At 66.7% G+C, this 15318-nt stretch carries 17 protein-coding genes and 1 pseudogene; 5 read left to right on the forward strand and 13 right to left on the reverse strand.

Going from position 1 to position 15318, the window contains the following annotated elements; translation table 11 throughout:
• Positions 1–270: 270 nt before the first annotated feature.
• Genes VGK20_14660 through VGK20_14670 form a run of 3 tightly spaced genes read left to right on the forward strand, consistent with a single transcriptional unit; the run spans position 271 to position 2346 of the window.
• Positions 271–1035 (forward strand): VOC family protein, encoded by a 765-nt coding sequence (locus tag VGK20_14660; protein ID HEY2775287.1) that lies wholly within the window; start codon positions 271–273, stop codon positions 1033–1035.
• Positions 1036–1068: 33 nt separating this feature from the next.
• Positions 1069–1614: an META domain-containing protein gene (locus VGK20_14665; protein ID HEY2775288.1), complete on the forward strand. Its 546-nt coding sequence runs from the start codon at positions 1069–1071 to the stop codon at positions 1612–1614.
• Between the two features lie 36 nt (positions 1615–1650).
• The gene (locus VGK20_14670) at positions 1651–2346 is read left to right on the forward strand and encodes an SOS response-associated peptidase (protein ID HEY2775289.1); all 696 of its coding nucleotides are present in this window, start codon (positions 1651–1653) and stop codon (positions 2344–2346) included.
• Positions 2347–2406: 60 nt separating this feature from the next.
• Here VGK20_14670 and VGK20_14675 read toward each other — a convergent pair whose 3' ends face one another.
• Positions 2407–3999 (reverse strand): hypothetical protein, encoded by a 1593-nt coding sequence (locus tag VGK20_14675; protein ID HEY2775290.1) that lies wholly within the window; start codon positions 3997–3999, stop codon positions 2407–2409.
• A gap of 280 nt (positions 4000–4279) precedes the next feature.
• Between VGK20_14675 and VGK20_14680 the strand changes: the two genes are divergently transcribed.
• Positions 4280–5524: an MFS transporter gene (locus VGK20_14680; protein ID HEY2775291.1), complete on the forward strand. Its 1245-nt coding sequence runs from the start codon at positions 4280–4282 to the stop codon at positions 5522–5524.
• 34 nt (positions 5525–5558) lie between these two features.
• Here VGK20_14680 and VGK20_14685 read toward each other — a convergent pair whose 3' ends face one another.
• The 8 genes and pseudogenes from VGK20_14685 to greB all read right to left on the reverse strand — a co-directional run bounded on the left by VGK20_14685 (position 5559) and on the right by greB (position 11568).
• Positions 5559–6362 carry an SDR family oxidoreductase gene (locus tag VGK20_14685; protein HEY2775292.1) on the reverse strand — a complete coding sequence of 268 codons (804 nt, stop codon included), beginning with the start codon at positions 6360–6362 and terminating at the stop codon, positions 5559–5561.
• Positions 6363–6547: 185 nt separating this feature from the next.
• Positions 6548–6967 (reverse strand): annotated as a pseudogene (locus VGK20_14690) (sorbosone dehydrogenase family protein).
• 64 nt (positions 6968–7031) lie between these two features.
• Positions 7032–8192: an alpha/beta hydrolase fold domain-containing protein gene (locus VGK20_14695; GenBank protein ID HEY2775293.1), complete on the reverse strand. Its 1161-nt coding sequence runs from the start codon at positions 8190–8192 to the stop codon at positions 7032–7034.
• Positions 8193–8225: 33 nt separating this feature from the next.
• Positions 8226–9014: a DUF2182 domain-containing protein gene (locus VGK20_14700; protein HEY2775294.1), complete on the reverse strand. Its 789-nt coding sequence runs from the start codon at positions 9012–9014 to the stop codon at positions 8226–8228.
• Entirely contained in the window at positions 9011–9643 is a 633-nt protein-coding gene (locus VGK20_14705) for a DUF1326 domain-containing protein (GenBank protein HEY2775295.1), read from the reverse strand. Before VGK20_14705 ends, VGK20_14700 begins: the two co-directional genes overlap by 4 nt.
• Before the next feature lie 199 nt (positions 9644–9842).
• Positions 9843–10454: a hypothetical protein gene (locus tag VGK20_14710; GenBank protein ID HEY2775296.1), complete on the reverse strand. Its 612-nt coding sequence runs from the start codon at positions 10452–10454 to the stop codon at positions 9843–9845.
• Positions 10455–10576: 122 nt separating this feature from the next.
• Positions 10577–10930, reverse strand: a complete 354-nt coding sequence (gene arsC, locus VGK20_14715; protein ID HEY2775297.1) for an arsenate reductase (glutaredoxin) — start codon at positions 10928–10930, stop codon at positions 10577–10579.
• Positions 10931–11016: 86 nt separating this feature from the next.
• The gene (greB, locus tag VGK20_14720) at positions 11017–11568 is read right to left on the reverse strand and encodes a transcription elongation factor GreB (protein ID HEY2775298.1); all 552 of its coding nucleotides are present in this window, start codon (positions 11566–11568) and stop codon (positions 11017–11019) included.
• A gap of 126 nt (positions 11569–11694) precedes the next feature.
• Here greB and VGK20_14725 point away from each other — a divergent pair, with 126 nt between their 5' ends.
• The gene (locus tag VGK20_14725) at positions 11695–12066 is read left to right on the forward strand and encodes a hypothetical protein (GenBank protein ID HEY2775299.1); all 372 of its coding nucleotides are present in this window, start codon (positions 11695–11697) and stop codon (positions 12064–12066) included.
• Here VGK20_14725 and VGK20_14730 read toward each other — a convergent pair whose 3' ends face one another.
• The 4 genes from VGK20_14730 to VGK20_14745 all read right to left on the reverse strand — a co-directional run.
• Positions 12067–12738 (reverse strand): hemerythrin domain-containing protein, encoded by a 672-nt coding sequence (locus VGK20_14730; GenBank protein HEY2775300.1) that lies wholly within the window; start codon positions 12736–12738, stop codon positions 12067–12069.
• Positions 12739–12850: 112 nt separating this feature from the next.
• Positions 12851–13651, reverse strand: coding sequence for an enoyl-CoA hydratase-related protein (locus tag VGK20_14735; GenBank protein HEY2775301.1), 801 nt, complete (start codon positions 13649–13651; stop codon positions 12851–12853).
• A 97-nt stretch (positions 13652–13748) separates the two neighbouring features.
• Positions 13749–14195 (reverse strand): heme-binding domain-containing protein, encoded by a 447-nt coding sequence (locus VGK20_14740; protein ID HEY2775302.1) that lies wholly within the window; start codon positions 14193–14195, stop codon positions 13749–13751.
• 75 nt (positions 14196–14270) lie between these two features.
• A partial coding sequence (locus tag VGK20_14745) for an NnrS family protein (protein HEY2775303.1) occupies positions 14271–15318 on the reverse strand: 1048 nt, incomplete at its 5' end.

A 15318-nucleotide genomic window follows, 5' to 3' on the forward strand; every position in this document is an offset into this window, starting at 1 on the left:
GCCGGCACCGGTGGACTGACGCAGATCGACCTGCGCGGCTCTTCGGGACGTTCGCTGTCGGAGCTCTGGAGCGGAGGGGTACATGGGCGCGAACATTCCGGGCAAGAAGCGCCAGCTTCTGAACTACGCGGGGTTGCAGAACTACCTCGCGCTCTGCAGGGAATCTGCCGAGTGCGGTTACTCGGGGTTTCCCCTGAGCTGAGCGCGACGGGCTCGATCATGCTCGATCATGCGGATCGTATGGAACGCAAGCAGACGAAGGAGAAAGTGATGAGCAAGTCCCACGGAAAATACGTCTGGTACGAGCTCGCCACCAGCGACGTCGAAGGCGCGAAGAAGTTCTACGGCGACGTTATCGGCTGGGGCACCGACCGCTTCGGCGGACCCGAAGGCGACTACACGATCTGGAAAGCCGGTGCGCAGGGGATCGGCGGCGCGATGACGCTTCCCGAAGAAGCGCGAAAAGCCGGCGCGCCGCCGCGCTGGGTCGGCTACGTGTACGTCGACGACGTCGATGCGATCGTCGCCAAGGCAAAATCCCTGGGCGGCCACGAGGTGGTGCCGCCGACCGATCTTCCGGACGTCGGTCGCATCGCGATGGTGTCCGACCCGCAAGGCGCCGTGATCGCGATGATCAAGCCGAACGGCCCCGAAGCGCCTTGGCTCGACGAGGTTCCCGACGGCCACGTCTCATGGAACGAGCTTCTGGCCGGAGAGCAGGAAGCAGCGCTGCACTTCTATGCCGAGCTGTTCGGCTGGCAGAAGGAGCAGGCCGTGCCGATGCCCAACGGCATCTATCAGCTCTATGGAAAGCACGGACATACCCTCGGTGGCATGATGACGCGCCCCACGGGGTATCCCGCGCCGCCGCACTGGCTCTACTACGTCAAGGTCGCGGACCTCGATGCCGCCATCGAACGCGTCCGCAAGAGCGGCGGCAAGGTGATGATGGGCCCGATGGAGGTGCCCGGCGGCAGCCGCATCGCGCAGTGCACGGATCCCCAGGGCGCGGCCTTCGCGTTGAACGGGCGCTAGAACAGGAAAATGATCCGGGCAGAGGCCAAACCGATGCCCGGATCATCCGCCCAGTCATCGTTCCGTCGGCTGCGTGTCGCGATTTGCGCGGGCGCTATCGCGATCGCGTCAGGCTGCGCGACGACCGCGCCATGGCCGGTCGTCGCCGCCCCTCCTCCTGCTCCCTCCGCGCCGCCCGTCGCTCCGGCGGCCGACGTAGGCAACGTCGACCTCGAGTCGCTGTTCGGCCACGACTGGATCTTCGTCGAGATCCCCGGTTTCCACGAGCCGCTGCCGTCGGCGCTCCCGGTTGCCGGATTCATCATGACAAGGGAGAGCGGACGCATCCTGACCGGCACCACCGGATGCAACCAGATGTCGTCCGGCTATCGCCTTTATGCGGCGACCGGAAGGCTGGAATTCACGAACCTGAGGAACAACCGACGCCTCTGCGACCGTGTCAGCTCCGATACCGAGGAGGCCGTGCTGCACGCGATGATCGCGACGGATTCCTTCCGCATGGTCGGCGGCGATCTCGAGTTGTGGTCGAAGGGAAGCCTCGTCGCCCGCCTCGTGCATCCGGTCCACCCCTTTCGATAGGCCGATAGGCCGATAGGCCAAGAGGAAACAAAGCCGATGTGCGGTCGTTTCGTGCTGTCGACGCCGGCCGATGCGCTGGCTGCGGAATTTTCTGCCTCTACCGGCGGGCTGCTGCTCAGGCCGCGCTACAACATCGCGCCGATGCAGGACATCGTCGTCGTCCGGAGCGACGGCGGCGAGCGAAAGCTATTGACGATGCGCTGGGGCCTGGTGCCGTCGTGGGCGAAGGACCCGTCGATCGCATCGAAACTTCTCAACGCGCGCTCGGAGACCGCCGCGACCAGGCCGGCCTTTCGCGATGCCGTGCGCCGGCGGCGCTGCATCGTGCCGGCAAGCGGCTTTTACGAGTGGAAAAAAGAAGGCACGCGCAAGCAGCCGTGGTACTTCCGCCCGTCGCAGACTTCGTGCACGCTGGCGATCGCCGCGCTTTGGGAGAAATGGAAAAGCCCCGAAGGGGAATGGATCGAGACTTGTTGCCTTCTGACCACCGGCGCCAACACGGTGCTGGCCCCGGTACACGACCGCATGCCCGTGCTGCTCGACCGCGAAGGCGTCGCGCGCTGGCTCGACTCCTCCTGCACCGATCCCGAGCGTATCGGCGATCTTCTCGCGCCGTGCGACGCCGGCGTCATCGAAGGCCACGCGGTCTCCACCGCGGTCAACAGCGTGCGCAACGACGACGCGCGCAACATCGAGGCCGAGCGGCCGGCCCAGGAAGGACTTCCGTTCTAGTGGCGCGGTCCGCTCGCAGGACCTTTCACTGGCCAGCGTGAAGCTCGCCGCCGGTGAGCGTCAGTTCGGTCCCGGCTGCGAAGTCGTTCCGAGCCCGTCGAAGACGCTCCACGAATAGACCGATCCGATGACGTTGTTGTAAGCGGCGCTGGCCGTCGTGAAGTACGCCCACGCGGCGCCCGGCGTCTGCTCGCGAACGTGCTCGAAATAGAACTTGCGCGGCTCGCCGGTGCCGTGGGAGCTGGCCGCGATCCCCTGGTACTTGAGCTGCGTCGAAAACGTGACCGAGCTGCCGATCTGGTACCACGCCTGATTATTCGGCGACAGCCAGCCGTCGCAGGTCTCGTTCGTCGTCGACGTCGATTTACAGCGAAGGCGGAAGAACACCATGCTCTCGGAGTTCACTCCGAGCTGCTCGGTCGAGTACGACGTGGTTCCCCACCCGCTGCCCGTCGCCGTGCGCCACTGGATGCGCGGCTGATTGTCGTCGCCGGTCGTGCAGACGGCGAAATAAGGCGCCGTCGCGCCGGTGCGGCTGGCGCGCGCCATCAGGCAGCCCTTGGTCATCTGGCTCCCGACGTGCGACTCGGCCTGGTGGATGTCGGCTTCCCAGTACGTGTAACCGCCGCTCGTATCGATGTTGCCGGTGGACGGGCCGATCTCGTGGAAGAAGAATCCCGAATCGGTGTTGCCGTCGATGTCCTCGGTGTTGACGAGCAGCGAGATGCCGCTCGGCTGGGCCTCGGCGCCGGTCGGACAGCTGCCCGTGATGCATTCGAACGGCCACAGGTTCGTGTTGTGCGTCTCGGCCCAGGTGTCCTGGTGGTAGTTGACCTTGTCGGTCGCGAGCAGGTGCACGGAGCTGGCCTTGGCGGCCGCGAAGCTCGTGCTGTCGTTCAGATTGTAGTCGCGGCTGATAAAACCGGCGTTGAAGATCGCCTGGGCCTGCGCGGCGTCGACGCCGTCGTGGTTGAAGAAGAGGCGGAAACTGTCGGTGCTCTGGGTGGCCCAGTCGCCGGCGACGTACGCCTGGCGGGCGGGATCGGTCGCGACGGCCGCGGTGCTCGCGTACTGGCCGGAACCGCCGGCGATCACGACGAAGAAGCGTCCTTTCATTTCGGCTACGCTCGGCCAGCGGCACGCGCCCTTGACCGAACCCTGCAGCGTCGTCGCGCCGGGGCAGTCGGCGAGCAGCTCGGCCGGTTTCTTGTTTGCGGCTCCGAGCCAGTTCGAGATCAGGGTGTCGAACGTCGCGCGGTCGTGGCCGGTCGTGAAGTTGTCCTTCAGATCGATGAAGATCGTGATGACTTCGTGGCTCGGATTGATGTCGTGCTCCGACATCACGTTGCGCAGGCAGCCCGACAGGGTTCGGCAGCGGTTATAGCTGTCGTCGGTGTCGTGGTAGACGGCAAAGTCGCCGGCCGTGCCGGTGGCGTGCAGGTCGAACTCCACCGAATGCACACGGTGGTAGACGATCTGGTCGCCGATGCTCTCGACGCGCTCGTACGAATTGTGCGACGACTTCTGCCGTACGTGGTTGTAGAGCGGACCGCTGTAAGAGCCGGTGCCGGCGCCGGCGATCGCAGCGGCAAAAATCGTCGACGAGGCGGCGGCAGCCAGCGCTGCGGCGGTGCGGGAAAGGCGGATGGCCATGAAGCCCTTTTTGAGCGGAAACGTGACGTGTGGTGGATCGGCGCCGGCGTGTCGCGCGAAATCCGACAAGTCGAATAGCAAGGCGGTCACGTCCGCGTCAAGAAAAACATCGCGGGAGCACGCGCTCGACTCGCGGATTTCCATGCGTCCAAGCGAAGCGTGCGTGTAGGCGGCCGACTACTGCGCGCATCGGCTGACGCGCGGCTTCCGGAGCGTGCCTGGAACTGCTCGCGGCGGGCGCCGCCTGTACGCGTTCGACTGCGCCGGATATACAGTCGCGATGCCGCTCGGCGTCCCGTCGTCACTTCGCCACCGCCGTTTCCTGCTGCTGTGGTTCGGGCTCGTCGTTTCGATGGCCGGATCGCAGATGCAGCTTGCGGCGATCCACTGGCACATCCGCTCGATGAGCGATGCTCCCAACCCGATGGAGCTCGGCGGCATCGGGCTCGCGCGCATCCTTCCGGTCATCCTGTTTTCCTTCGTTGGAGGCCCCGTCGCCGACACCTGGGACCGGCGCCGCATCCTGCTCGTCACGCAGACGATCATGACAGGCGTGGCCGCAATGCTCGCGTACCTGACGTTCACGCAGCGTGTCGATCTCGGCTGGATCTACATCCTGACGGCGGTGCAGGCCGCGGCGCTCGCGTTCGATCTTCCGGCTCGCCAGGCGGTGATTCCCAATCTCGTGCCGGTGGTCGACCTGCCGAACGCCTTCAGCATGTCGTCGATCGCGTTCAACGTCGGCGCGATTGCCGGCCCCGCGGCCGGCGGGATCGTGATCGCACGCTTCGGCCTCGCGTACGCATACCTCTTCAACGCGTTGTCGTTTCTCGCGGTCATCGCTGCCCTCGTCGTCATCGGGCCGATCGAGCAGGACCGGAAAACGTCGCCCGGGATCAGCCTGCGCGCCGCGACCGACGGGGCGCGCTTCATTCTTTCGAGGCCGGTAATCCTGTCGAGCATGCTGCTGGATTTCTTCGCGACGTTCTTCGCGTCGGCCAACACGATGATGCCGATCGTCGCGCGCGACATCCTGCACGTGGGAGAGGTCGGTTACGGCGTGCTGGTCTCCGCGCAGTCGGTGGGATCGGTGCTGGCGGCGGCGTTCGTTTCGCAGATGAGCGGGATCCGCCGCCAGGGCCGCACCATCGTTGCGGCGGTCGTGGTGTTCGGCATCGCCACGGTCGCCTTCGGCCTCACCTCGAGCTTCGTGTTCGCCGTCGCCGCGCTGGCCTTGATGGGCGCGGCCGATGCGATCAGCACGATCATTCGCAACACGATTCGCCAGCTCCAGACGCCTGACAGCATGCGCGGGCGCATGAGCAGCATCAGCCAGATTTTCTTCCAGGGCGGCCCCCAGCTCGGCGAGGTCGAGGCAGGCGTGGTCGCAAGCCTGTTCGGCGTGCCGTTCGCGATCGTCTCCGGCGGCATCGGCACCATCGTCGCGACGTTGTGGTTGGTCGCGCGCTGGCCCCAGCTTCGTCTCTACGAGGGCACGCTCCCCGGCGAGGACGTCGCGGCGTAGCGACGCAGGCTGGCGGCCGGCGGCCGCTGGCCGCTCAGATCCCGAGCGCCGTCCTCAGCACCCTTTCGAACAGCGACTGCGGAAGCAGGCGCTTGGCCGGTACGACGATGGTCTGGCCGGTCATGCCGACGACGTGGCGCAGCGACGGGTTCGGGTCTTCCAGCAGTCCCGCAACTTTCTTTGCGACCATCTCGGGCCCCGGCGCCGCCGCTTCGTCCTTGTCCTGCGCCGTTTTCACCTTGTCGAACATCGCAGCGTAGGCGCTACCGGCATCCGCTCCCGAGGCCATCCGGCGGTTGGCCGGAAGATTCGTGCGGATGTCGCCGGGCTCGATCATCGCGACGCGGATCCCGAACGGCCTCAGCTCGTGCCTGAGGCTCTCGGTGAGTCCTTCGACGGCAAACTTGGACGCGCTGTAGAGGCCGCTGAACGGAAGCCCGAGGATCCCGGCCAGGGAGCTGATGTTGATGATGTGCCCACTGCCCTGGCGCCGCAGGATCGGCGTGACTTCGCGGCAGACGCGCAGCACGCCGAAGAAGTTTGTTTCCATTTGCGCGCGGGCCTCGTCGATCGTGCTGTCCTCGATCGAGCCCATCAGTGCGTAGCCGGCGTTGTTGACGACGGCATCGATACGGCCTTCGGCGGCGAGCACTTCGCCCACGCCGCGCCGCACCGAGTCGTCATCGGTGACGTCCATGACGACGCTGCGAAACGCACCTCCAGGTTCGATTCGCGACCTCTGGGCGCCGTAAACCTTGTGACCGAGCGATACGAGATGCCGTGCGCAGGCATCGCCGATTCCCGACGACGCCCCCGTGATCAGAACCGTCCTGCCCACGATCCCCTCCTTGGTGCGCAGACGGTCCCGGTCCTGCCGCGAGAACGTCCGGCCTCTCTTTTTCCCGTCGCCGGCGCGGCCGGCGATTCCCCGCTGCGCTCTTAGCACGTCGCGAGGCTCGCGTGGTACCGGTCCGCGCGGCGGGGAGGGCGCGCAGCGAAGATTGTGTGGACGCGGCGCGGCGATCAGCGTCCGGCGACGCGCCGGATCGTGTTCCCGACGTCGTCGGCGACCAGCAGGGCGCCGCGCTTGTCGAAGGCCACGCCGACCGGACGGCCGTAGGCGATCCTGGCGTCGCCGCTGAGGAATCCGCTGAGGACGGGCACCGGATCGCGGGCCGGACGACCGTCGCGGAAGGCGACGAGAATCACGTCGTAGCCGCTCGGCGGGTCGCGGTTCCAGGAGCCGTGCCGGCCGACGAACATTCCCGGCGCGAAGCCCGGCGGCAGCGCGTTGTGATCCGACCATGCAAGCCCGAGCGACGCGGTGTGGGCGCCGAGGGCGTCATCGGGGACGACGGCCTGGGCGACGAGGTCGGCGCGCTGGGGCCTGACGCGATGGTCGATGTGCGCGCCGTAGTAGCTGTACGGAAATCCGTAGAAGGCGCGATTCTTCCGCAGCCGGGCGATGCCGCACGCGCTCGTGCGGGTAGCGCCGGGCGTGGACGCTTCAGGGCCCCGTCGTGACTTCGAGCTCCTTGACGGCTACTCCATCGCTCCAGGTTCCCATGAAGCGCTGCTGCGGCGTGTTGCCGAGCGCGTACTCGCGGTTCTTTCCGAAGAACGCCGCGTCGGTAAGGGCGTCCAGCAATTTCCAGGTGCCGTAGAAGTCGAGCGCGTCCACGCCGCGCATCGGCGCGGCGCTTTGGCCTTCGCTGCTGCCTGAAGCTTCGCGACGCGCGGAGAGCCGCTGGCGGATCCGTTCACGCATTCGCTCGCGAAACGTGCCGGCCTGCGGCGCTGCGGAGTTTGCCGCTGCGCCTCCTGCGGGCGCGGCCGCGACCGGAGACGTCGCGCCTTCGGCAAAATCGGCGCCGGGTGCCACCGGCGCATAGTGCGTCGCATCGAGCGGCGGCGATCCGTGGTCGTCCGATCGCATCCGCACCATGTTGCGGTTTTCCGGCGGGATCGAGGTCGCGCCGTGAAAGATCTTTTTCGCATCGATGTCGCGCGCAAGCGTGTCGGCGTCGCCGGCAATCGTCACGAGCAGCGTGTCCTTGGGGATTCGGCCGAGGTCTTCCAGGTGCACCGCGATACTGCCGGATTCTGCCCAGGTTTTTCCCGGCTCGGCAGCAAGCACCGCGCGCGGCGCCGGAAGTCCGGACGACGAGGCAAGCGCGGCAAGATTGGCGGCGAGTACGCCTCCCATCGAATGTCCGGCCAGCGCGAATTTGCCGAGGTCGGGGCGCACGTGCGACGGCTCGCTGCCGAGGCGCGCGAGCGCATCCTTGACCGCGGCCAGCGCATTGGGCGTGAAATCCCTGACCGGAGTCCTCAGCGAATCCTGGTAGCGCGGGTAGATGACGATATTGCCGCGGCGAACGAGGTGGTCGATCCAGGAACCGTAGGCTCGCGGATCCATCGCGCTCCAGCCGTGAAGGAAGACGACAACGGGTGCCTGCTCCGGCGCGGGATCGGCAGGCTCGAAGATCGAGTATGCCTTCGCGCCGCTGCCGAACGTCGCGGAGACGACTTTCGCGTGGGTCGCTTCACTGCCGCCGGGACCGGTTTTCGGCTGAGGCGGTGCGGTGGCGGCGACAGCGAGAATAGGGACGAGGCAGAGAGCGGTGGCCAGGACGAAGGGCGGCTTCCTTCCACGACTACTCGTCACGACTGCGTGGCCCCATGCCGAAAAACGCAAGCCTCAGGCGCCGACGAGCAGCCATACTCCAGCCGCCGCGAGCAGCGATCCGCCCGCACGACCGACGAGCACGCCGTGAGGAGCCGCTTTCTCGAGCAGGACGAGGCCCGTCAGAGCGCCGATGAGCGGAAGGCTCATCACGCCGCCGGCGAACAGCAGCAGCATCAGGGCCCAGCAGCATCCGATGCAGAAGAAGCCGTGCTCGACGCCCATGCGAAGCGCACCGCCGATGCCGCGCCTCCAGTGGCGCGCGAGATAGTCGAGCGGGGAGCGGCAGTGGAGCAGGCACGTCTGTTTGGCCGGAGTCCACTGGTAGATGCCGGCGGCGAGCAGGATGACGGCGCTCAGCCACGGCGCCGCAGCCTGCATCATCGGGGAGAGCAGGCTGGTGCTGCTGAGCGCCCACTGCACGAGGGTTGCGGCTGCACTGAACGCCGTCCACGCAAGCAGGTAACCGGCCGCGAACGCATAGCTTCGCGCGACCGGCGCATCGGCGGTTGCGCTGCTGCGCACGATGCGTGCAAACGACAGGATCGTCGGCGCGGCGCTCGGCAGCATCATGCCGACCATCATCGTCGCCCACATCAGGAAGATGAGGGCCGCGTAGCGCAGGTCCCAGCGCCCCTGCATCATCCACGCCGCCGGCCCCTCCATGCGGCCGTACATGTCGAGTGCCGTCGGCACCATCCAGACCCAGGACGCACCGGCGGCAACCGCCAGCGACAGCAGGATCCACGCCCGTTCGCGGCGCAGTGCCGCTTCGAGCGCCGTCGTGCGCGCGACCGCGGTCACTCGACGCGGCGGTGGGCGTCCCAGCCGACGCTGGCCAGGTGGGCGTGGGTTCCGGAATGTTTCATCGCGATGGGACCGCGGCTCGAGATCGCGCCGCTTGCATACTCGGCGCGACGGTATTCGAAGCCCTGGGGCAGCTCGACCAGCGCGCGGTGTTCGGCTCCGGTGATCGGGTTGCGGATCGGCTCGATGGTGACGTCGAGCAACTCGTCGACGCTCACGCGCGCATGTCGCGCATCGACGTCGTGTTCGAACTCGAGCCGGCGCCAGACCGGTGGCTCGACGTGCGGCGTCATCGCAGCGAAGATCTGGAAGAAGGTTCCTTCGTCCGAGACGCTTCCCGATGCGATCGTCTCGATCGCGCGCCGCTGCTCTGCGTTCGCCGTCTCCTGGCCGAACACCTGGCGGTGGCCGTTGCCTTCATGGACGGGACCGGGCCACTTGAGGAGCTGTCCCCATTTCAGTCCGTCGAGCTTCACGTCGCCGAAGTGGCCGCTCGTGATGTGCATGACGAACACGGCCTCGCAGTTGCCGTGCGTCGGCAGCGCGTTGAACTGGCAAGGGCAACCGTACGCGCAGTTGCAACTGCTGATCTCGACTCCGCTGATTCGCCAATCCTTGGCCGCCATGCGCAGGACCTCCGTGCAAGCGGAGAGCGGCAGCTCTCCGCAAGGAAGCTGGGGGATGTGTCGCGACGCGGCGAGTCTTTCGCGACGTGAGCGGCGTCGCAAGGCGCGGCGCGGCCCGCCGTGCCGGCAAGCCGCTGCCGCGCTGCTTTTTTCAGCGACCGGGGAACGGGCCACCCCCGAGTGGGGAAAGCCACATCGTTCAGTGTGCCGGGTGGACGTCGACGGCCAGTGCCTGGCGCGCGACGATCTCGACGACGTCCCCGACCTTCACCTTTTCGAAGTTCGACCGATCCTGGACGTCGACGGTGAACGTCTTTCCTTTTGGTCCGAGCAGCACCGCGGTGCCGGCCTTCGGATCGAGCTTCTCGATCTTCGCGACGATGTGAATCTCCCTGGCGGCGGCGGCGCCCGGCTTCTCGCCGGCCTTGGCGTGGCCCTTGCCTTCGAGACCCGTCATCGACAGCACGGCTTTCTTCGACGGCAACACCTGGAATGCGACAGCCTCGTAGTAGGTGATCACGACGTGGTCGCCTTTCTTGACCTGCGGGAGGTTGCGCACTTCGTCGCCGACCTGCACGGTCTCGACCTCTCCGTCGGATGCCTTGAGCGTCAGGTTGCGGCTGGCGAGGTCCACCTTCTCGACGACCATTGTCGCGGTGATCGTCGCTTCGCGCACGCCGCCCTTGGCGGACGACGCCGTCGCAACCTCGGCAGTCGGAGCCGGCGGCGAAGCAGGCGAGCTGGCTGCGCACGCAGCGGTCATGGCCACGAGGCAGGAAAGGATCAGGCGAAGCATTCTCGGTGACGGCATCAATTGTTCTCCTTGTCGAGCGGTATGCATAGTCGGCGCGCCGGCCGTGCTGCACTGAGCGACAGGACAGGCTAGCAGACCTGCGGCGCGAGGCCACGCAGGCCGTGCGCTCTTTCACACCGCTACGGCAGGATCTCCAGCACGAGCTCGGCGGGACGGCAAAGGCGCGCACCGCCAGAGGTGACGACGATGGGGCGATTCATCAGGACAGGGTGCTGGACCATGAAATCGAGCAGCTCTTCGTCGCTCCATTTCGTGTCGGCCAGGCCAAGCTCCGCGTACGGCGTCCCCTTCTCACGCAGCAGCGCGCGGACCCCGTTTCCCGTCGCGGCGACGATCTCGCGAAGCTTCTGCTTGCCCGGAGGGTGCTTCAGGTACTCGATGACAGTGGGCTCGATGCCATGCTCGCGGATCAGCGCCAGGGTGCTGCGCGAAGTGCCGCAGGCCGGATTGTGGTAGATCGTGACGTCGCTCATGGCGCGTTCCCAGCAGTGGAGCGGCTCACGCGCAGAAGGTCGCAGACTTTCCGTGCGACGTCGAGCGCATCGGCAGCCGCAACCTTCTAAGGCAGCACATCATAGCGGATCTCGAGGATCTCGAGCTGCTCGGCGCCCTTCGGCGTGCGCAGCGTCACGACGTCGCCGACCGACTGGTTCATCAGCGCCCTTGCAACCGGCGAGATCCACGAGACGCGGCCGTTGGCGGGATCGAGCTCATCGATGCCGACGATGCTGATCGTACGCTCGCCGCCGTCGTCGCCGGCGACCGTGACGGTCGCGCCGAAGAATACGCGCTCGTGGCTGCGTCCCGTGTTGTCCACCACGCGTGCGCTGTCGATGCGCTTGGACAGGAAGCGGATGCGCCGGTCGATCTCGCGAAGGCGACGCTTGCCGTAGATGTAGTCGCCGTTTTCGGAGCGGTCGCCGTTGCTGGCGGCCCACGCGATCGTCTCGACGAGCTTTGGCCTTTCACCGTCCCAGAGTCGCGACAGCTCGTCGTTGAGGCGCTTGTAGCCGGCCGGGGTGATGTAGTTCTGGAATCCCGCGATCGACGCGGTTTCCCGGTCGGGATCGTCCTCGTCCGAGTCGGATTCCTTGGTGAATGCTTTGCTCATCGGGGGGTCGACCAGGCCTTCTTTCTCTATGACGCGGCAGCGGCGCCAGTTCCAGTGAAATACTCCAGCGGCATCGGCGTCCAACGCTCGGAGCGCGTTCCCGACGCGCCTTCCGAGGAGGCCCTCATGCGAGGCTGGTCGAGCAAAGGATTGTGGCAGACCGTCGTCCTCGGGGTCGTGGGCATCATCGGTGCCGGAGCAGTCGTGGCAAGTGGCGAAGTGGCGGCCGCGATCCGTGATGGAAATCTTCGCGGCTCTTCTTCCTCAGTGGGATCGCCGGGCTCGCCGGTCGTGACGGCGCAAGTGGTGGTTCCGCCGACGCCTACTTCGTGCTCCTGCGGAGGCTTCATGTGCCAGGGACGCGAGTATCCCGCGTGCACGATCCAGTGCTCGGCGCCCCAGCAGGCCAACTGCCAGTGCGGGTTCTGCGAAAGGACACTCGGTTCCACCAAGTCCACCCAGGTAGGCCCGGTCCAGAACACCTGCGAGTGCCGCTGATCAGACTTTCGGCGTGAACTCCGCGAGGTCGTAAATCCCCAGCGCCTCCTCGATGTCGCCCACGTGTCCGACGATGGACTCGAAGCCGCCGCGACCGAACAGCTTTTCTTCCTGGTCCTCGAAGCGCTCGCCGAGCGCGTCGTACTGCCGGGACGAGAACACGCGGTGCATCGCCGGGAACAGCACCGTATCCTCGCGCGCTTCGTGAGGTGCGTACATGCGCACGAACTGGCGCAGCGAGCGCGCCAGCGTCGGTCGGTCCGCGGCGGAGCCTTTTGCCAGCGTGCGGACGTCATCGGTGACGCGCCTGCCCGCTTCGTGCTGCCTGCGCAGCTCGGCGACGAGATCGGTGAGTATCCCGGCCTTTTCAAAGGCCGGGAACAGGAAGTTCTCTTCGAGCTTCTCGTGATAGTCCTCGACGAAGCGCCGCACCAGGTCGGCCGACTCGACGACTGCTCGAGCAGGGAATTCCTGTTTCGCGTCGATGCGCCGCGCGACTTCATCGTAGATCAGCAGGATGCGTTTGAGCACTCCGTGCTCGCGCATCAGGTCTTCGGCGGGAGAGACCTTGTCGTTGCGCGCTTGCGCCGGCAGCGCGGCGGCCACCACGACAGCACCGGTCGAGCCGGCCAGGAGGAGGAATCGGCGTCGCGTCGAGAGAGGCATCGGCATGCCGGTGAGATTTCGTCCACTGCGTTTGGATTGCAAGGCCCGACACGCTGCGCGGCTCCGCCTGCGGGTGCGCGGACGCGACATCGCGCCCGACACGGGGGACCGGGCGCGTTCAGCGAAATCGCGCCGGCCGCTTCTCGAGGAACGCCGTGACCGCTTCGCGATGTTCGGCAGATTTCCAGCACTCGCGCAGCATCTGCGATTCGAGCTTCTGCGCCGCTGCAAGATCGCTCTCGGCTGCGTTGCGCGACAGCAGCTCCTTCGTCATGCGCAGCTGGGGATCGGGGTTTTGCGCGATCATCGCCGCGAGCGCGAGCGTTTTCGGCATCAGCTCTTCGGGTGAGGCCAGGTGGTCGGCCAGGCGTATCGCGAACGCTTCGGCCCCCGAGTAGAGCCTTCCCGCCAGGCACATCTCGCTGGCAGCGCCGAAACCGACGCGGCTGGTGAGCAGATGCGTGCTTGCGAGTTCCGGCACCAGCCCCACCTTGATGAACAGCATGCCGAACTTCGCCTTCTCGGATGCGACGATGATGTCGCACGGAAGGATCATCGTCATGCCGATACCGACTGCGGCACCGTTGACGGCGGCGAGGATCGGCTTGGACCGGCGCATCAGCGCGACCCAGTCCAGTCCGGCCGGCATTCCACCCGATCCGGACGCGGTATCGCTGCCGGGATCGACGCCGTCGAGGCGCGACTTGAACGTCGCTTCCATGTCCGCGCCCGCGCAGAAGCCGCGGCCGGCGCCCGTCATGACGATGGCACCGACGGAAGGATCGGCGTTGGCCGCCTCGATTGCGGCCGCCTGCTCGACCGCCATCGCGGGCGTCCACGCGTTCAGCTTGTCCGGACGGTTGAGCGTCAGGACCATGACGGCTCCGTCCCTCTCGACGCGAATCAGCTCATAGCCCATGGTTCACCTGGCCAATCGGCACAACGTTGGCGGGGCCGTGAGCCCGCGCCGCTGCGCGCATATCACGATCCCGGGACATGGCGCGAGAGCGGTCGCTTCAGGACGCAGTTGCCCACGCAAGAATCGCCGCCTTTTCGCTGTCCGAAAGCCGGGCACCCGGGTGAAAGAACGTGTAGTCGCCGGGCGGCATGTCGCCCTTGCGCACGACTGCGGCGATGAGCTGCAACAGCGCGCGGCGCCGCGCGTCGTCGTAGGTGGACCAGCGGTCGAAATCGAGCGCATCGAGCGTGTGCTGGGGAATCCAGTACGAGAACGCGATCTTTGCGTTCCACGGCGGAGCTTTGGTCGCCGAATGACAGTCGTAGCACGCTCTTCGCAGTGCGCCGTCCACGGCGGCCACGCCGGCTACCGGTGAGCGAGCGGCCTCTGCGAGCGGGGCCGGGTTTTGCGCGGCGCACCCCGCGAAAAACGTCGAGGCAACGACGACGGCGGCCAGCAGGCTGCCTGCCGGGCTGACGCGGACAGCAGATTCTCGAGGGTTCATTCGTGGATCACTCATGAGAACTGATTCGCATTTGCGCCATGACGGCATCGTGAAGGAGACACGGGAATCGCCATTTCAGGTTTGCCTCTCTCCTGTCAGCCGGCCCGCGACGATCGGGAGAAGGAACCCCATCCAAACGGCCGTCGCCGCAAGAAAAAATACTGCCGCCGTGGCCATCCACGCGTTGCGGTGGGCGGCTTGCACCGTCATCGCGACGCGCGAGACCAGCGCCGCGCCCATCAGCAGCGCGATCGCACCGACCTGCCAGGGCTGTCCCGAGACGAGGTCGCCTTTTCCGCCGTGGGCGAGCACGACGTGAGTGCCGACCGCCAGCGAAAGCGTCGCGAAGCCTCCGACGAAGCTCACGTGAAGGCCGGCCTCGTAATAATCGGGCCACAGCGCCGCTGCGGCGAATCCGGTCGGAAGCATCCATGCCGCGATCCAGACCAGGCGCCGGTTCCAGCCCGGCACGCTCGGCAGCCTCCACAGCTGGGCGCCAAACAGCAATTCTGCGGCAACGACCGCCGCACGAAGAGCGCATCCTTCGCGAATCGACCCGAGCTGCTGCACGAAAAAGCTGGCGACCAGAATGGCCGCGGCCACGAGGTGAAGCGTCACGGCCGCAAGCTCTCCCTTCGCGCCGGACGGGCCGGGTCCCTGGCCGCGGGTAATCATCGGAAGCAGGAAGCCCCCGACTCCGACGACGAGAGACGTGAACACGCCCTGCAGCACGAGTTGCTGGCCGAGTTGGTGAAGCCACATGCCCGACGGACCTCGCGACGCCCCGACGCCGGTCATCACCGAGCCGCACAGGCCGACCAGCAGCGCGACGGGAATCCATACGAAGCTCGCCGGCGGTCGGCGCAGTGCCGGCGCTCGCCTGGCGCGCACCACCGCGAATCGCAGCAGAAGGCCGCACGCGAGGACCCATCCGAGCTGGGACATCGCCCACTTCTGCAGCCACGCAGCGATCACCGTCGAAACCGGAGCCGCGATGCCGGCAATCATCTCCATTGTCGACGGCGGAGCGCTGCCGGTGCGCCGCGGGATCATGGTGAACAGGAAGCCGATCGCGAAGCACAGCAGGAAACCCTGCACCTGGGTCATGCCGTGGAAGATCCAC

The organism is Candidatus Binatia bacterium (assembly GCA_036493895.1).
GTDB lineage: Bacteria > Desulfobacterota > Binatia > UBA1149 > CAITLU01 > DATNBU01.